This is a genomic window from Enterococcus sp. ARL09-542 (assembly GCF_005234805.1).
In the GTDB taxonomy this organism is placed as follows: Bacteria; Bacillota; Bacilli; order Lactobacillales; family Enterococcaceae; genus Enterococcus_D; species Enterococcus_D gallinarum.
In genome coordinates this window covers 1-1,446 of record NZ_QPQX01000048.1, presented here as the reverse complement: position 1 = coordinate 1,446, position 1,446 = coordinate 1, and the positions used below count along the sequence as shown (strand labels likewise).

General features: G+C 39.9%; 1 protein-coding gene. It reads left to right on the top strand.

The genetic code is table 11. From position 1 onward, the window contains the following. Positions 1-1,446: phage tail spike protein (locus tag DVW06_RS16780; RefSeq protein WP_174784196.1), on the top strand; the 1,446-nt coding region annotated here is incomplete at both ends.

Below are 1,446 nucleotides of genomic sequence, written 5' to 3'. Positions count from 1 at the left end.
GAACTATATTTTGTATAAAGATGAAAATGGCCAATCAATTTTTATGACGATCATGGAAATTGAACACGATCCGAAAGAGGGCGAACATTTCATTCGAGCAGAAGATGCAGGAATGGATCTGATCAATGGGTTGGTGGATGCATATAGTGCAACCAAAGCGATGACATTTGCAGAATATTTCAAACTGTTTGCCGGAGATACTGGTTTTGAAATTGGTATCAATGAAATCAGTAATCTCAGTCGCACGTTAAAATGGGAGAGTGAAAGTCAGACGATTCTCGCTCGTTTACTCTCGTTAGCTACTCAGTTTGATAATGCAGAACTGAGTTTTTCATTTGAAATTACAGGAACACAAGTTGTTAAGCGATACGTGGATGTTCATAAAAAAAGAGGAGCAGATAAACGAATTACTTTGTATATGGATAAAGATATCAATAATATTGTGACCAAAGCCAATATTTATGATCTATGTACAGCTATTGTGGCAACTGGTGGTACGCCAGAAGGTAAGAATGAACCAATTAATCTAAAAGGTTATAACTACAAAGATCCAAATGGAAGATTCGTGTTAAACAAGACAACTGGTGTCATGCAGGACATGGAGTCAGTAAAGGTTTGGAGTCGATTACTATCAAACAATAATCCGAATCCAAATGCTGGACATATCCAACGTGTGAAAACCTACGAAACGACTGATCAAAAAACACTTTGCGACAATGTTATCCGGGAGCTTGAAAAAGCGAGTCAACCAGCGATCAATTATGAAACTGATATTGCAAATCTACCGGACAACGTAAAGATAGGCGATACGATTTATTTAGTAGACGAGAACGAAAAACTGTTCTTGAGCGCTCGTGTTCTTGAACTTACGAGATGCTATTCTACTAATGAACACAAAGCTACATTAGGAGACTACCTTATTCAAGATGGCGGAGTTAGTCAATCGCTCAAAGAGTTAGCAGATCAATTAAAGCAAGCAACTACTTATGTTTGGATCCGTTATGCCGATGATGAGGAAGGGAATGGAATCAGTGCTTTACCAGCTGGAAAAACCTATATTGCGATTAAGCAAGTACTAGGTGTCCCAACAGCCAGTGACGATCCGGCAGATTATCGGGGACTCTGGGTAAAATTTGTGGGGGAAGGTGTTCCTGGTCCGCCGGGTGAGAATGGTCAGCCAACATACACGTGGTTAAAGTACGCGGATGATTATCAAGGCACTAATATGACCGATGATCCCACTGGAAAATATTATATTGGACTAGCTACAAACAAATTGACCGCAACTGAATCAAACGATCCAAAAGACTATAAGTGGCAACTTGTCAAAGGCGAGGATGGACAAGATGCTCATATCTATCAAGCATACTCATGGAGTCCAGATGGTGCCGATCGATTTACGACAACATACCCGAATGAAAACATACTGCTAGGAACTAAGTTTGA